The organism is Lentimonas sp. CC4, from assembly GCF_902728235.1.
Classification (GTDB): Bacteria; Verrucomicrobiota; Verrucomicrobiia; order Opitutales; family Coraliomargaritaceae; genus Lentimonas.
The window spans coordinates 3,020,558-3,035,971 of record NZ_CACVBO010000001.1 but is presented as its reverse complement, the minus strand read 5'-3'; the positions used below and the strand labels follow the sequence as shown (position 1 = coordinate 3,035,971).

General features: G+C 50.4%; 11 protein-coding genes. 1 reads left to right on the top strand and 10 read right to left on the bottom strand.

Annotation, left to right across the window (positions count from 1 at the left end):
• Positions 1-46 precede the first annotated feature (46 nt).
• The 4 genes from GZZ87_RS13040 to GZZ87_RS13025 all read right to left on the bottom strand — a co-directional run bounded on the left by GZZ87_RS13040 (position 47) and on the right by GZZ87_RS13025 (position 5,466).
• A complete protein-coding gene (locus tag GZZ87_RS13040) occupies positions 47-1,504 on the bottom strand; it encodes an alpha-L-fucosidase (protein WP_162024924.1) in 1,458 nt (485 codons plus the stop codon).
• Between the two features lie 379 nt (positions 1,505-1,883).
• Positions 1,884-2,537: a response regulator transcription factor gene (locus GZZ87_RS13035; protein ID WP_162024925.1), complete on the bottom strand. Its 654-nt coding sequence runs from the start codon at positions 2,535-2,537 to the stop codon at positions 1,884-1,886.
• Complete coding sequence (locus GZZ87_RS13030; protein ID WP_162024926.1) at positions 2,534-4,387, bottom strand: histidine kinase; 1,854 nt, start codon at positions 4,385-4,387, stop codon at positions 2,534-2,536. The genes GZZ87_RS13035 and GZZ87_RS13030 overlap by 4 nt, the downstream gene beginning before the upstream one ends.
• A 620-nt stretch (positions 4,388-5,007) precedes the next feature.
• Positions 5,008-5,466, bottom strand: coding sequence for a hypothetical protein (locus tag GZZ87_RS13025; protein WP_162024927.1), 459 nt, complete (start codon positions 5,464-5,466; stop codon positions 5,008-5,010).
• A gap of 51 nt (positions 5,467-5,517) precedes the next feature.
• On the opposite strand from GZZ87_RS13025, the gene GZZ87_RS13020 reads away from it, so the two are divergent.
• The gene (locus GZZ87_RS13020; RefSeq protein ID WP_162024928.1) at positions 5,518-5,934 is read left to right on the top strand and encodes a hypothetical protein; all 417 of its coding nucleotides are present in this window, start codon (positions 5,518-5,520) and stop codon (positions 5,932-5,934) included.
• Here the strand turns inward: GZZ87_RS13020 and pta are convergent.
• The 6 genes from pta to GZZ87_RS12990 all read right to left on the bottom strand — a co-directional run bounded on the left by pta (position 5,909) and on the right by GZZ87_RS12990 (position 15,407).
• On the bottom strand, positions 5,909-8,071 hold the full coding sequence (pta, locus tag GZZ87_RS13015; RefSeq protein ID WP_162024929.1) for a phosphate acetyltransferase: 2,163 nt from the start codon (positions 8,069-8,071) through the stop codon (positions 5,909-5,911). The two genes, GZZ87_RS13020 and pta, sit on opposite strands and share 26 nt — an antisense overlap.
• Positions 8,068-9,297 (bottom strand): acetate kinase, encoded by a 1,230-nt coding sequence (locus GZZ87_RS13010; protein ID WP_162024930.1) that lies wholly within the window; start codon positions 9,295-9,297, stop codon positions 8,068-8,070. The genes pta and GZZ87_RS13010 overlap by 4 nt, the downstream gene beginning before the upstream one ends.
• Positions 9,298-9,412: 115 nt before the next feature.
• On the bottom strand, positions 9,413-9,655 hold the full coding sequence (locus GZZ87_RS13005) for a DUF6868 family protein (protein WP_162024931.1): 243 nt from the start codon (positions 9,653-9,655) through the stop codon (positions 9,413-9,415).
• A 51-nt stretch (positions 9,656-9,706) separates the two neighbouring features.
• Positions 9,707-10,561 (bottom strand): inositol monophosphatase family protein, encoded by an 855-nt coding sequence (locus tag GZZ87_RS13000; protein WP_244648093.1) that lies wholly within the window; start codon positions 10,559-10,561, stop codon positions 9,707-9,709.
• Between the two features lie 215 nt (positions 10,562-10,776).
• The gene (locus GZZ87_RS12995; RefSeq protein ID WP_162024933.1) at positions 10,777-13,263 is read right to left on the bottom strand and encodes a glycoside hydrolase family 95-like protein; all 2,487 of its coding nucleotides are present in this window, start codon (positions 13,261-13,263) and stop codon (positions 10,777-10,779) included.
• Between the two features lie 41 nt (positions 13,264-13,304).
• Complete coding sequence (locus GZZ87_RS12990; RefSeq protein WP_162024934.1) at positions 13,305-15,407, bottom strand: arylsulfatase; 2,103 nt, start codon at positions 15,405-15,407, stop codon at positions 13,305-13,307.
• Between the last annotated feature and the right edge of the window lie 7 nt (positions 15,408-15,414).

Sequence of the window (15,414 nt, the reverse complement as noted above, 5' to 3'; positions counted from 1 at the left end):
TATTTTTGGATAGCATATATTTGGACTCTAGGCTGATCGATCGGGCTTAGAGCTGAACTTTCAACGCATAGCCAGGTGTCGTTGTTACAAAATCAGGCAAAGTCACGGATAGCCCTTCCTTCGTATTCGACCACTCGACAGATCCAGACTCTCCGAGCACTTCAATCCCTTTGATCGAAAGGTCTTTCAGTGCTTGAATCACGACCGTATTGCCTTCCGGGCGCTGGAGGGCAGAGACATAGACGGCATCGTCCTTGCAGGTGAACCAAAAATGCTGCGGGGTGACTTGTTGCTCAAAAGCCCCTGCACGTTTCGACGGCTTAATGCTGCCGGGGCCTTCGCTGGTGGTGGTCCAGTTACGGGTTCCATATACGGCCTCGCCGTTGACTTTGAGCCACGCACCGGCTCCCAGGAGATTCTCCACCGATTCTTTGGGAATCATACCGTTGCCCATCGGGCCGACATTCAGCAGAAAATTGCCTCCTTTACTGGAATTTTCAAGCAACCAGAACAGCGTTTCCATCGGGGACTTCCAGTGGTCGTCATAAGACTTGTAGCCCCAAGAGTGATTGGTCGTCGCAATGCCTTCCCAAGTGCTCTCAATCGCCTGCTCTGGGATCTTATTGTCACCTGGGGTGCCGATGTCCCCCATTCCATTGCCGATACGTTGGGTCACCAAAATCTCGGGATTCGCTTCATACACAGTCGTGTAAAACTCAAAACTCTGCTCCGGTAGAATATGGCAGGGTGTATCGAACCAGATCTCGCTTAAGTCGTAGTTCGCAAGTAGTTCGCGAATCTGCGGCAGTGATTTGTTTTCGAGGTAGTCCTGAAAAGTAACTGGAGCGGGGTCCCAAGCATTCGCAAACCCTCGGAAGGGAGGACGCTCACCGACCGCATAGTCCTTTAAACCTCCGTCGCCTCCATCGGCCCAGTCGATCGCATGCGAGTAATAGACGCCGAAGTCCAAGCCACCTCGCTTGCAGGCCTGCTCCAACTCACGAATGATGTCACGCTTGAACGGCGTTGCTTTCACCACGTTGAAATCGTTGGCCTGAGAATCAAACAGTGCGAAGCCATCGTGGTGCTTGGACGTGATCACTATATAGTTCATGCCGGCAGCCTTGGCGATAGCTACCCATTCATCCGCATCGAACTCAACTGGATTAAAGGTGTCGGCCAGCGCGGCGTATTCAGCACGAGAAATCCCTTTGCGGCGCATCACCCATTCGGCGACACGCGGCCCAGTCCCGCCCTCTTCCATTTTTTCACCTTTCCAGACACCGCCTACCTGAGAATAGAGCCCCCAGTGAATAAACATTCCGTATTTGTTTTCGTTAAAACGTTCCCGAGCGAGTTGCTTCGGCTCAGACGTATTCAGCGCCGTCCATTGCTCACGAAACTCCACTGGCGGTTCACTCGGTTCTTTTGCATGCGCGACACTCACGCTAGTCAGCGAAAGCAAGAAAGGCATGCAGATCGATGCGATGATAGGTTTACTCATAAGAGGAGGATACTATCCAAATGCCTACAATCAGTTCAACAGATCATCTGAGTGATGAGACGCATCCTGCATACGTAGGATGCCATAAGAAAAAACATGCAGGCTTCACTAAGTGCTCCTGCCTAAAACAACCGAAACAAAAAAACTCCGGCACCCATAAATGAATGCCGAAGCCCCCTATAAACGCTCCCCCCCCAAGGAGCGCATAAATACAAATGATTGAATCGCGGCTACGGTGCACCACGACGATTGCCAACCTAAAGTCGATTTCCTCACCAAAATGTAAGCAGCACCGACCCTATGCAATGAATCATATACAGGACTCCACACATCCTACATATACAGGATGCAAAGATCTACAACTTCAGCTTATCCAATCCTAAAAAATACCCAACTGATAAGCGACTCGCACCGCCGCGGGCGCATTTTGCACATCCAACTTCTCATATACATGTTTCACATGTGTATTCACTGTGGTATAGCTGATATTTAATTTTACTGCGATTTCCTTCTTCTGTAAGCCATCAGCCAACAATTCTAGTGTTTGAAGCTCGCGGTCAGATAGTAATCCATTTGTTGCAGAACTCGCAGGACGGGTCTTCAGGGTATTGATCACATAACGCGCGATTGCCGTATCCAAAACTCCATGACCACTCACAACTTGACGGATCCCATGCTTGATCTGCGGGACGGTCGAAGACTTTAACAAATAACCGGAGGCCCCAAGCGAAAGTGTGTGAAACACATCAGCTTCTCGATCCGATTGTGTCAAAATGATGATTTCAGAATGCTCACTCACTTGACGGAAGAAAGGTAATGCCTCAGAGCCACTCATCCGCGGAAGATGCAGGTCCAGTAGTATGACATCAGGCAACTCCTCCGTCCCTTTTCCGCGAAGACTCGACAACGCCATTTCTGCATTACCAAACTGACTGATCAGCTCAAAATCGTCTTCGTTACCCAATGCGAAAGTGAGCACATCGCGGTATTCACGATTATCTTCAACCAGCATAATTTTTATTTTTTCATTCATCTCAGTATCTTTATTTTAGGGATTGTAACTTTCAGCACTACCTTCGTTCCACCATCTGAAGGACTTAAAATTTCGAGTTTACCGCCAACCAAACGTGCACGTCGCGACAAAGCAAGGGGAACCTTTTCACCAAGCCCCATGCCATTATCCAGGACGGTCATAATCACTGTTCCGTCTTCGACACGAATCGACTCCGTGACTTTCGTGGCATCCGCATGCTTAATGATATTCATCAAACACTCCTTATGAAACAGCGACAGATCAATGCGCTTACGCCTAGGCAAGGCATTTAACGTTACCGCATCCTCGACTTCCAACTCGGCTTCAATACCGGACAAAAGCCGCGCGCTATCACTCTTGACCTCTTGAACAAAATCCATGTCAGCTCCCTTTGCTTGCATCATGTTGGTGCACTGTCGAACGGACTGCCCCGTTCGATCAGTCAGCTCTCGAATCTTGCGAACGGCAATTTTAAGCCGATCAGGTGAATCCAGTGCCTCGATCGCAACGTCGCCTAACATCCCAATTGCGTGTAAATTTGCCCCGAGTTCGTCATGGAGATTGGCTGCAATGCGCTCCCGTATATGCGCTTCATGCGCCTGTCGCCGAATAAGAACAATCAAAAAGAGCAAAACCATGACAGCTGCCACTGTGACCACGACGGTCAACATACGGCGTAGCATCACTTCTTGATCGAGATGCGCCTGAGTGATCCCGTCTTCGACGATCAATAGCTCTTGAGCGAGTGTATGCCGAAGCGCTAACTCGTTCATCCAACGACGGATAGTCAGAATCTCTCCGAAAGAATTCATCCCATCGGTCAGCGCCGAAACAGCGCTATAACGCTTATTATAGTCTAGGTTCGTTTTGACTGGCTTGTTGAGCGCAATATTACGCCCATCACTGAGCACCTCGATTTCTGAAAGTGCGATACGTCTGAGCGTTCGATTTTTTAGAAACTCTGAATACGGTTCGTCAATTACAATACGCAGATAACGACAGCTCTTACCGGGCCTGCGCCACTCCATGATAGGGCTAATTTCAGATGTTTTATTAAAAGAAACATCAAATAGAACTTCGGATTCGGTGAAGTCAGCGCGATTCGAAGCTAATACCCGAAACTTCCGAGGAAACCCAAAGTCACCTGGATGACTATGCGGGAAGGTCTCATTCTGATCGATACTAAACATTCTCAACCCTGTCACTCGAACCGGGGCTTCGAGGTCAATGTCGATGATCATATCGTCTTTGAAATCCTGACGCAGCCAGACACTCAGAAATGCAGCACTTTGACGCTCCGATGCGGAGTCCATAATGTATGGTAAAACGCCGTCAACGAGATAGGACACACTCCAAGCGGCACTCTCTTCAGCCGTCGAACTAGAGGTTGCCGTCGCACCGAGTGCATAATTAATTCCCCCGCCGAAAACCATCATCTCCGCCAGTTGGAAATAATAATCGTTAACGCTAACTTTTTGCGATAAACGGGTGGCTTCGACTCTAACCCATGAAACAAGCTGAGGTGCAAAGTCTATGATGACTGGCGCAATCCCCATTTGCTCAGAGGTCCATCCATTGAATTCGGCTACTAATTGCCTTGGCCCATCTGGCGAACTGCCAACAAACACTTTGAAATCCACTGGAAAGGCATCAGCCACCACACCGAGGCTAAACATCCGACTGACGACTGGAACCAACACAATTTCGTCCACAGTGACAGGTTTTTCCAGGTCGACTTGAATCCACTCGAGGGGCTCCGTTTTTTTCCGATGATAGAGCGATCTGAAACCAATCTGGCCCACCGCCATATTCAAAGTAGGCTGCGCCAAAGCGGACAATTGTTCATTCATTGCATCCTGGCGTTTCTCGAGCGCCTCCAGATCATTCGCTCCATATAGGACAATAGATCCAAGAATAAATATAAAAATAGATACTGATACGCTTTTATACCGAAAACACATTCACTTCATTGTTTATCTGAATACACAGAATCGAACAAGACGAATTATTGCCTTGAGCCCTTTCAAATAGGGCGTAGCACTTCGGTTAAACCAAAGCTCTCAGTCTAAGCCGAAACAGGCGAGTCAGTTAGAACCATCAAACGCGTAAACTCCTTCGTGTTTCCAGTAGTATTGTTAAGTCTAAATAAAATCCGAGAGCCGTAAAAATAACATCATCAGGAATGTTGTCTACATCTGATATTTCGATTTCCAGCAAGCTTCCATCGTCCCACACATAGCGACCGCGACTGCTCAAGACCGAGTGCCCCATGAGATCACGACGGTCGTGGAGCATGCTCCCCTCCTCTACCAGCCATGTAGGCAATAAGTCCTTTAGGCATTCGGGGGCGCGGGTGAGGCAACCAGCGGCAATGCTTTGTGAGTGTTTCGCATTGTAACTGAATCAGGTGCTCTAGAGAAAGAACCAGCATGCTTGCGAATGCAGGTTCTTATGAGAAGACAATTACTAATTAGTCATTCAAACCACTAAAGTCGATGCCTTGGATCCAAGCTGGGGAATTCTGCCCCGAGTAGCCGCGGCTGATGGTGACTTCATCATCGGCAGTGTAACGTGACCACATACGAGGACGAGGGAATGCTGAACCTGTGCCGTGGACTCCGTTATACACCCAACCGAAACGAGCGCCTGCAGTTGTAGTATCGACCGTCACTGCCACATCGGTTGCTGCGTTATCACCATCTACCTTAAAGCGATGATCGACTAATAGAGATGGATGCGACAAGACATCGAAGTCGTAGGCATCGGTGTATTCAGAGCCGACGGCAACTGTGGTTTCATTGGCGTTCTGAGGACTCCATCGCCAAGAGTCACCAGGCAGGATTCCGAGCAATCGCCGATACCCGAGTCGGCTCGCGTTCCAGTGCCCCACCGAAGAAGGCCATCGCGTGCACCATGCTTGGCCGCGCATGGCATCGCCACGGCTGTGCTAGAATATCCCCGCGCGCCATAGCGCCACCCCGTGCCACTGATAGATGCACCAGTGGCTCCGCATCCTAGATCAACATCGAGCGAAGCTGACGGCATCGCTTCCAACCAAGTCGGAAGCATGGGCTTCGCCGCCGGTGCACATCTGTGCGACACACTCGCCTCGCAACCAATACATCCGAATGGCTTACTACAAGACGCAGTTAGTCAAATCGACTGTCGCTCGGATCTCTTTGTCATCATCAATCTCGTGGCCTGCCTTACGCAAGCCTGCTCACTTCGAGGCTCTCGCGACAATCGACTTGGCCTGGACCACACTGAGGCAGATACACAGCAATTCGCCTTACCTCCAAAACGAATACAAAAAAAGGTCGTCACCGTTATTACAGTGACGACCTTGTTGAAATACTTTCCGTCGCGACGTATTAGATGTCTGCCTGAATCGCAGTGATCGCTATAGTGTAAACGATATCGTCTACTAGTGCTCCACGAGAGAGATCGTTCACCGGTTTACGCAGACCTTGCAGCATTGGACCAATACTAATCACGTTGGCGGCACGTTGCACCGCTTTGTAAGTCGTATTACCGGTATTCAAATCAGGGAAGACGAATACGGTGGCTTGACCAGCAACTTTACTATCTGGCGCTTTCGTTTTAGCCACATCACTGACAGCAGCGGAATCGTATTGCAGCGGACCGTCCATTAAGAGATCAGGACGTTCGGCCTTCGCAATCGCAGTGGCCTCGCGCACCTTCTCAACGTCTGCACCGGAGCCTGATTGGCCGGTGCTATAACTGATGAGCGCCACACGTGCAGGGATACCAAAGCTCTCCGCAGACTCCGCACTCTGAATCGCGATATCGGCAAGGCTTTCTGCATTCGGATCTGGATTCACCGCACAGTCACCATAGACCAGCACCTGATCAGGCAAGCACATGAAGAAAACCGATGATACAACCTTTGCTCCTGGGCTGGTTTTGATCAATTGCAAGGCCGGGCGGATCGTGCTGGCCGAAGAATGAACGGCTCCAGACACGAGGCCGTCGACTTCGTCCAATGCCAACATCACCGTGCCGAGCATGACTGTATCTTCGAGCGCTTCACGCGCTTCTTTCTCTGTCAGGTTCTTGTGCTTACGCATCTCCATGAGTGCCGGCACGTAGCGCTCGCGCACTGCCTCAGGGTCAATCACTTCGATACCGCTGAGATCCACACCTTGGCGTAGTGCCACGCGGCTCACGTCATCGGGATTACCAATTAGCACACATTGAGCGAGTCCACGTTGCTGGCATGACGCTGCGGCAACAATCGTGCGCGGCTCATCACCTTCAGGTAAAATAATACGTTTATTTGCTTTGCGAGCACGGCATGATAGTTGATGGCGAAATGCCGCTGGGGACATGCGCACTTCAAGGTCACTCGCTACACGTGAACCCAGCGCCTCCATGTTCAAATGGCGAGCCGCATAATCTAAGGTCGTATTAAACCGCTCAATATCGTCGCCTGGGATGTAGTTACGCATACGAGACAGTGCGGTCGCCGTGTCGAAGCTATCGGTCTCAACACTTAGCACCGGTAACCCCTGCTCGAAGGCCGGTCGGCATAGGTCTAAAACCGCATCACTCAATTCCATCCCGCCAGTCAATACGATGCCAGAAAGTGGAATCTTATCCATCGTCGCCAGTGCCGCTGTGAGTAGAATGTCAATTCGGTCGCAGGGAGCGACGAGGAGACGTCCCGCATCGAACACATGAAGAATCTGTGAAAGATTACGGGCACAGAGCAGCACATCTTTTACGCGTCGCCCATTAAAGTCTCCAGCATTCACAATCTTCGCATCTAAGTGCCGAGCGACATCACTGACACGGAACGACGGCAATTCCGGGTTCCAAGGGACACAACCGATCAACTCGAAGTCAGGGTCTTGAAACATCGAACACTCGGAGACAATCTGCTCTTTCAATGCAGTCAGTTCGTCAACGCTCATCTGCTTCGAAGGGCGTTTACTGTTACCAGTTCCATGCACACTCATTGTCTGAGTAGAGGTATCCGCATCCATCACCTGCACCTTATTTAAGATACAACCGATCACATTTTTGCGCTGCCATCCACCATACAGCGATGCAGACATTTCGAGGCTTTCGCGAAGGTCCTCCATCGACGTGCTGCGCAGCGCATTGACCAAAATAACTTCGGCACTCAGTGCTTTCACCACCGATCGATTAATACGATTGGGGAAGGTCTCGCTCTCCGTGGGCAATAGACCTTCCACCACCATCACATCGACCTCGTCGGCATGCGTGCTGACCTGCTCGACGATCTTTTCCATCAGATCATCCATCTGATCATTGCGCACATAGCGCTCCGCTTCATCGAGTGTCATCGGTGCCACTGGCTTAAAACCTGTTGTGCTCGACACTAAGCTAATTGATGGATCGACTTCGCCTTCTGGAAAAGATTCCTGGCTAATCGGCTTACAGAAACCGACACGAATACCACGACGATCCAACGCGCGAAAGACACCTAATGAAATGGAAGTGAGACCACTCTCCACTCCGGAGGCTGCTAAGAAGAATACATGTTTCATGATTGAGTTACATTTAAAGTTTCACGAGCGATCATCAGCTCTTCATTCGTGGCTACGACGAGACTTGGGAGTGTCCCCGCTTTCGTAATGCAGCCAGTCGCAGCGTCTCCGTTTTGTGCATTGAGCTCTGGATCAATTTGCGCGCCCAACACTCGCATGTGGGACAGTGCCTTGGCGCGAACCTTATTAGAATTTTCACCGATTCCGCCAGTAAAGACAATCGCATCGAGTTTAGTCAAAGCCGCCGTCAACCCAAGGATCGACTTCGCCAAACGATACGCGAAGACCTCGATCGCCAACGCCGCACGCTCGTTGCCCTCGTCCATTGCATCCACTAAGGTGCGCATGTCATTGCTCTGTCCTGAAATGCCGAGCAGACCACTCTCCTTATTGAGCGCCGTCATAATGCGCTCAAGCGACCAGCCCTTGGCCTTGGAAATAAATTCGTGTAAGGCTGGATCAATATCACCACTGCGAGTCCCCATCACAAGTCCTTCAAGTGGAGAAAGTCCCATCGTGGTGTCCACGCTTTGCCCAGCTTCAATCGCACAGGCACTGCAACCATTGCCCAAGTGTGCAATTACAATACTTAGATCAGACATGTCCTTGCCCAAGCGACGTGCAGTCTCCTCCGCCACGTAACGATGACTGGTGCCATGAAATCCATAGCGACGCACACCGAGATCCGTATACCAGTCGTAAGGCACTGGGTATAAATACGCGTGCTGAGGTAAGGTTTGGTGAAATGCAGTGTCAAAGACGCCCACTTGAGGCAACCCAGGAAAGACCTTTTGAGAGGCACGTATGCCTGCAATATTGGCGGGATTGTGCAAAGGTGCCAACGCGGAGCAACGCTCTAGCGCACCCATCACCTTGTCACACAGCATCACGCTGCCCGAGAATTCTTCTGCACCATGCACCACTCGGTGTCCCACTGCGATCACTTCCGCTGCCGAAGGTAACACCGCGATTACCTCACTCAAGCACTCAACTAAATTCGCATCAGGTAAGGCTTTCTCCCCTTTAGCACCATCCTGCTTCCAGCTCAAAGAAGCTTCTGGGCTAGCCACGCACTCGACGAGACCGGTAATTAACGGTTGTTCACTCGCGATATCAATCAGCGCGAATTTAACCGACGAGCTGCCGCAATTAATAACAAGCACAGCTTTACGAATCGGTCCAACCGAGTCACCGTCTGCGCACTTTTCCTCTGTGGTATTAGTCATTAGCCAGATTTACATAAGAATTTATCAGCATAAGTTAAGCTTAATCGATAATTTGATCCATTTAACTTCAAGAAATTCATTAAATGGAAGCAGTCGCGGTGTTTGAGCTACCGCCTCAGCCAATGATCCACAACGCCAGTAATGGCACCACGTTAAAGATAAAAAAGCCGATTTTAAACAAACCGAGCCACGAATATAGCACGATGGTAAAGGCCTGCTTCGACATCGGGAACCACCGAGAATGGATACGATAGATAAAGTCAGACGCAAAGACACACATCAGAGCCGCATAGATCAACAAGCCACCATTCAGGACGGTGCACCACATGAAAAATGACGTCAAAGTTTCTATATCCATGGCATTCATGCGATTAGAGAAAATGTATCCAAAATGCCGATTCACGATGAATCAACCAACAACACGCTTAAGCAACTCAGCCCCCATCTCACGATCCGAAGCATACAATACCCCATTATGATTCATAAAAGTCGAATCTGCACGATTCAGATCTAAAGGTCGCCCCGAACAATCACTGCACCACGCACCGAGTTCTCGGTAGATGCAGGCCGTCGCCGCATAATCCCACAAGCTGCCGCCTCCCTGCTGAGGCTTAGGGAATTTGAAATAACACCCGGGCGCACGCTCCAGCACCCACAGCGCATTCATCACCGCACCGCCTGTCAAATTCGTCTCAAGGTCACCGTTGCTGCACGCCGTCGCAATGCTCCGTAGCTGCTCCATCGCAGCATCGAACTGCGGCTGCTTCGGCAAGCTACGATCCGCGATCAGTTGCAACGCCGCCGAGTCTGGTCGTGCTTCCAATTGCCAAGTCGCGCCATTACGCAAAACCCCCAGCCCCGACAATGCCTGATACTGCGTGCCGGTCGTGGGATCATAGACCACGCCAATCAACGGAGAGCCATCACGCGCAACCAACGCAATCGAAACCGCATAGCCAGGGATCGACTCCGTAAACGGCAAGGTGCCATCAAGTGGATCAATGCACCAAAAAGCCATTTTCTCTAAACGACTGCCATCATCAGGTTGCTCCTCACTCAAGAGCGCCAAATCGTAGGCCACACACGTCGGCAGCAGATGCTTCAAAATCACCGACTGACTCAGTTCATCGACCTCCGTGACCACCTGCGACGCGAGGTTCTCGCCGCCGGCTTTGTAACGCACGAGCACATCACGCTGGGCGTAATCTTGAATCAAGGCACCCGCTTCCTGCACCGCCGTAACAGCAATACCTGCTAGAGTCATGAGATCAGTTTCACATAGGCGCATATAACTAGGTTAGGTCGCTAAAGTAGAAGATGGCAAAGTAAAAGACCTCAACGCATTGGGCGAAGCCGACGCGCTCGACCAAAACAAAAAGTATAACTGTTGACCCTGACCATAGCACTCCCCCACTGATTTCAATATGATACAATTAATCACTTGAGGGACATTTCATAAAGCTGGTGGAGTCGCTAAATCTATTTAATCGTTCTGATCGGCTCGAAGAACATTTCTGCCTTAAACTGTTCTCGCACCTTCTGATACTGTCCGTTGTTACCAAAGATATTTTTCCAGTTAGCGGGTGATTTCAGCGTCTGGATCTCGGCCAAGTTCACATCCGGGCGTTTGGCAATCAGAGACGCATCGGCTGGCAGATTGATTTGGTAGAAGCCTTCGTCGTCTTGCTTTAAGACGACGGGTTTCACTGCATTGTCCTTCGTAATGATGGAGAACTCAGGATTCTCGATCGGGAGTGTGAACTCGATCATTCGCTGCTCATCCGGAGATTCGATTTTGGCACAGGTCAACTGACCCGCAGTGCGGTCGGCACTGACAAGGGCACCTCCCTCGCAGAGCAGCGTCTGGAAATGAACATCCTGCCAGGCGTCCGGAACGGCTGGCAGGATGCGAATGCGCCCTCCCCAACTCTGCAAGAGCATATCGTTCATCGATGCCGCGGCCGACAGCGGGGTTTCAATCAACTGTTCTTTGCCTTCGGCATACAGTGTGTTCGAGTAAATATTCACGAAGGTAAATTTCCGTAGATACTCCAGCGCTTTATTGCCATCACCCAAGGCCGCATACATCGAAGCCGCGCCCGAGCAAGTGTAGCCTGTCACGGGCATGGCCGAGCCTTTGACCTTTGTCGGGTCCTCGGTCACCTTTAACCAATGATCCACCGACGTCTGCAATAGCTCCCGATCCGTGTCCGGAGTCAGCTCAAAGAGTGGGTAAAACCCAAGCAGGTGAGAATAATGTCGGTGCGCCTGTTCAAAAGGAAAGTCTTTGCCGAGTCGCAAGCCGTTCGCATCCGTCTGCCAGCCCACCAAATTGTCCAACAAGTTTTGCCACTCCACCGCTTTCGGATCGTTCAAATTGTTGGCTTCATTGATCTCTAGGAGAATACGACTCGACCAACGAGCCAGCGCGATGGTGTAGTTCATATCCACTCCAGTGGCTGCTTCTGGCGACCAAGTGTGTTTGAAATGGAGCTTACCGTCGCCGAGATCCAGCGGGTGATCCTCGATGTAACGTAAATAGGTAGCGTTGGCGCGTTTGAGCAGCGGGAAGAGACCATCGCGCATGCGCTCGGTGTCGTTCTCGTAGCGACAGGTTAACCAGTAATTATGCAACATCCACACAACATGATCCGCCACTTTTTTGTGACCGATCGGCGCGATCAAATCGTTGCCCGGAAACACCGTGTTCGCATCTAAACAGTCGTCGCGCCACGCCTGATTCACATTGTTGCTCAAATTCTCGATATTACGATCCATGACATTTAAGAGCGACTTACCCACATCCGTGCGGTTGGAGGTCAACTGCGCCCAATAGCATAGCTGCACATTGAGATCCGACCACACCAGCGGGTGAAAGCCCGGCTGATACCATGGCCCTGCCGTGTCCAACATCATGCCGTCCGCACGACTCGCACTGGCGAGCTTATACATTTGAATCCAATAGAATTGCTCCCAAAAATCATCGGATACAGACACATAGCTACGCGGATAATATGTATGCCACCATTGCTCGTGGGTCTGCGTGTAAGTCTCGCCCTTTACCTCTGCAACTGCACGAGTGAGATCCTGCTTGGCCTCCAGCATGGCGACGCCCATCTCGTGCGAGAACGCGATGCTTCCCAGTAAAGTTACCGAACGGTCTGCTGCATTTTTGGTCGTCTTCCAGGCCATGACTAATTCGCCTGAATCTGCATAGAGCACTTGTCGACTTATGTTGCCCGCCGCAGACTCAATCACCTCGACTTCGGGCGCTTCCGGATACGGCGTAGCCGCAAATCGTTGATAAAAACCTGCAACCTCTCTGCCATCCAACTCCCCACGCTCAACCGCTCGATCCGAAACGGATTTGGCATACGATGCTGCTTTCTGTGGTTGCCACTCGAAATCGACTGATTCGCCATCGGCAGGAATGACCTTCCAATAAAACGTATCGTAAAGTGCGTGCACTTTGCCTTCGATCTGGTAACTACCTTTGGTGGTTTGAACCGTGCCTACCAGTCGTGCATTCCATAGATCCATCCGCCAATCGACTCCTGTAATATCGCCTTCAGACTTGATCCGAAAAAAGCCGATAGGCAGTCGCCCACGATAGATCCACGTATGATGATTCCCCTCCAAAGGTGCGCGGTTATCATAATAATCTCCGCGCCCAAGATGCAGTGAAAGCACATTTTTCGCATCGGTTGAGTCGCTGTTATCTGGATTGTTGATCTCCTGATAGAGGAACAGGCCGATCATTCCGTTGCCAAAGAAAGGCGCCTCATTCCACCGCGTTGGGACTTTATTCCAGGCCATGTCCTGCCGCGACATAAAGTCGGGCCAGTCAATCGTGGTCGGCGAGAGTTCGACAGGCGCTTGCACCGCATTGACGGTCGTTGCAATCAATCCCATCACCAAACAAACGGCCAGGGTTCCAGTTTTGAATGTTTTCTTAACAAGTTTCATAGTCACTTTCTTTTCTTCACTTCGCTGTTTCATCATCTCAATCATTTCGTCAATTCTGGATAGTGCGCCAAGATTTCCGCATCAAACTGGAAATTATCCGCAGTAATATGCCCCCAGCCACCAGTTGATTCATCCACCACCTTTAGATACATTTTGTTACCCGCGTATTTTCTCAGACTCCACTCTACTTTTATCATGAGCGAGCCGTTCTCGCCGCCTGCCTTCTTTACTTCTTCTCCATCTTCAGTGCAGAGGGAGATATAAAGGTTCGACTTGTCCCCTCCGCCCACGCGGAAAGTCATCGGTCCTCCTTTGGGAATGAATAAAGGGGATACAATGATACCGGTTTGCTTATCTGAAGACCCCCCGTTCACTCCCGTTTCCAGTGTGGTTAGATAATAGTCACCTTGTTTATTTAACTCTTTCTTATCTACTCCAAAGAGTTCTCGTTTACCAATCGGGTTGCCGAACTCGCCCTTAATTACTTTCCAAGGCGCGAGGGCACCTGATTCAAAGTCAAAGCACGCACTGAAGGAGCTAGGAGAGGCTGGAATTTTATTTACTATTTTTTTCTCGTGGTGCGCTTTCTCTCTGGCTTGATTTTCAGCTACAATTTCATCGAGAAGCGTCTGCATTTCTTTCACAACCTCCGGATATTGATGGTAGAGGTTTTTCGTTTGGTTACGATCTGCTTCCATGTCGTAGAGCTGGGCAGGAGGCGCGTCTTCATTAATTGTCCCATCGGTGATGTCGCTGTTAACACGTCCAATAAAGCTAGCAGCGGCAGCCCCGGCGAAGCCATGCCCACCCGGTTTCTTACCTATAAATCCACCGGAGTCCTGTGCATTAATAAACATCCATTTCCCTTTTCTGATTCCAAGATGTGTCGGTCGCAAAGGAGTCATGAGGAGATGCTCACGGACGGAGGCATGCTGATCGTCTAAAAGAGCTGGGAGAACATTCACGCTGTCCCCACGCTGCTTCTCATCTAGCGTTTGACCAGTCAGGGTCGCAAAGGTTGAGAGCATATCCACACTTCCGATCAGTTCATCAGAGGTGCTTCCAGCAGGAATATGCCCAGGCCATTTAGCGATGAAGGGCACACGGTGCCCGCCCTCCCATGCACTGAACTTAAAGCCCATTAGGTCGCCATTAATGAAGTGTCCCGCAGCAAAGGCATCTTGCCCGCCTTCATTGAACATTCCCCCATTATCACTGGTGAAAATAATGAGCGTGTTCTCAGTCAGACCGTTCTTTTCCAGAGTTTTGATGAGCTCCCCGACCATCCAGTCTAGTTCATGAATAAAGTCCCCGTAGAGACCTATCTCCGAAGTCCCTTGAAAGCGCTTATGCGGGGTAAAGGGGTGGTGAATATGAGTCGTCGCGAAGTAGAGGAAGAAGGGGTTTTCTTTATTCTCTTCAATCCACGTTACAGCCTTTTCTGTAAAGGTGTCGCCGACTTCCTCTTCGATGAAGAGCTCATGCGCTTTCTTGGCTCCTGTGAAACGGTTACTGACCCGTCCAGAAGCACCGTCTGGGAGTTTAGGCATAGGGAAGTCTGATTTGACTCCCTTATCTAAAAGAATGATCGGGTCATCGGACTCTAAGCCAACGATCATGTCATTTTCCACATAAACATAAGGAGGGGAACTGTTCACAACAGGCATCCCGAAATAGTAGTCAAAACCAACTTCTAAGGGGCCGGGACGTAGTGGAGAATTTAGATGCACCCCCCCTTCACCGAAGCCGAGGTGCCATTTACCGACACAGGCGGTGGAGTATCCTTTATTTTTCAACAGACTCGCAAGGGTCTCCTTTTCCGTATTAATGAGGAGCGGACTTTCTACCCCGCAAGGCCCCCACGCACCACGATTGTTATTTGCCCGGAATGGATAATTCCCCGTCAGTAGTGAATATCGGGAAGGGGTGCAGACCGCGGAGGGTGAGTGAGCATCGGTGAAACGGCGTCCTTCAGCAGCCAGCTTATCAATGTGAGGCGTCTTCACCTTAGTGGCGCCGTAACAGCCGACGTCTCCATAACCGAGATCATCAGCGTAAATCAGGATAATGTTAGGCAACTTTGCAGACGCGAACGAAATGCTCACGCAGGCCATGGCTAGAGCGACTAGAATGTATTTCTTCATATTATTG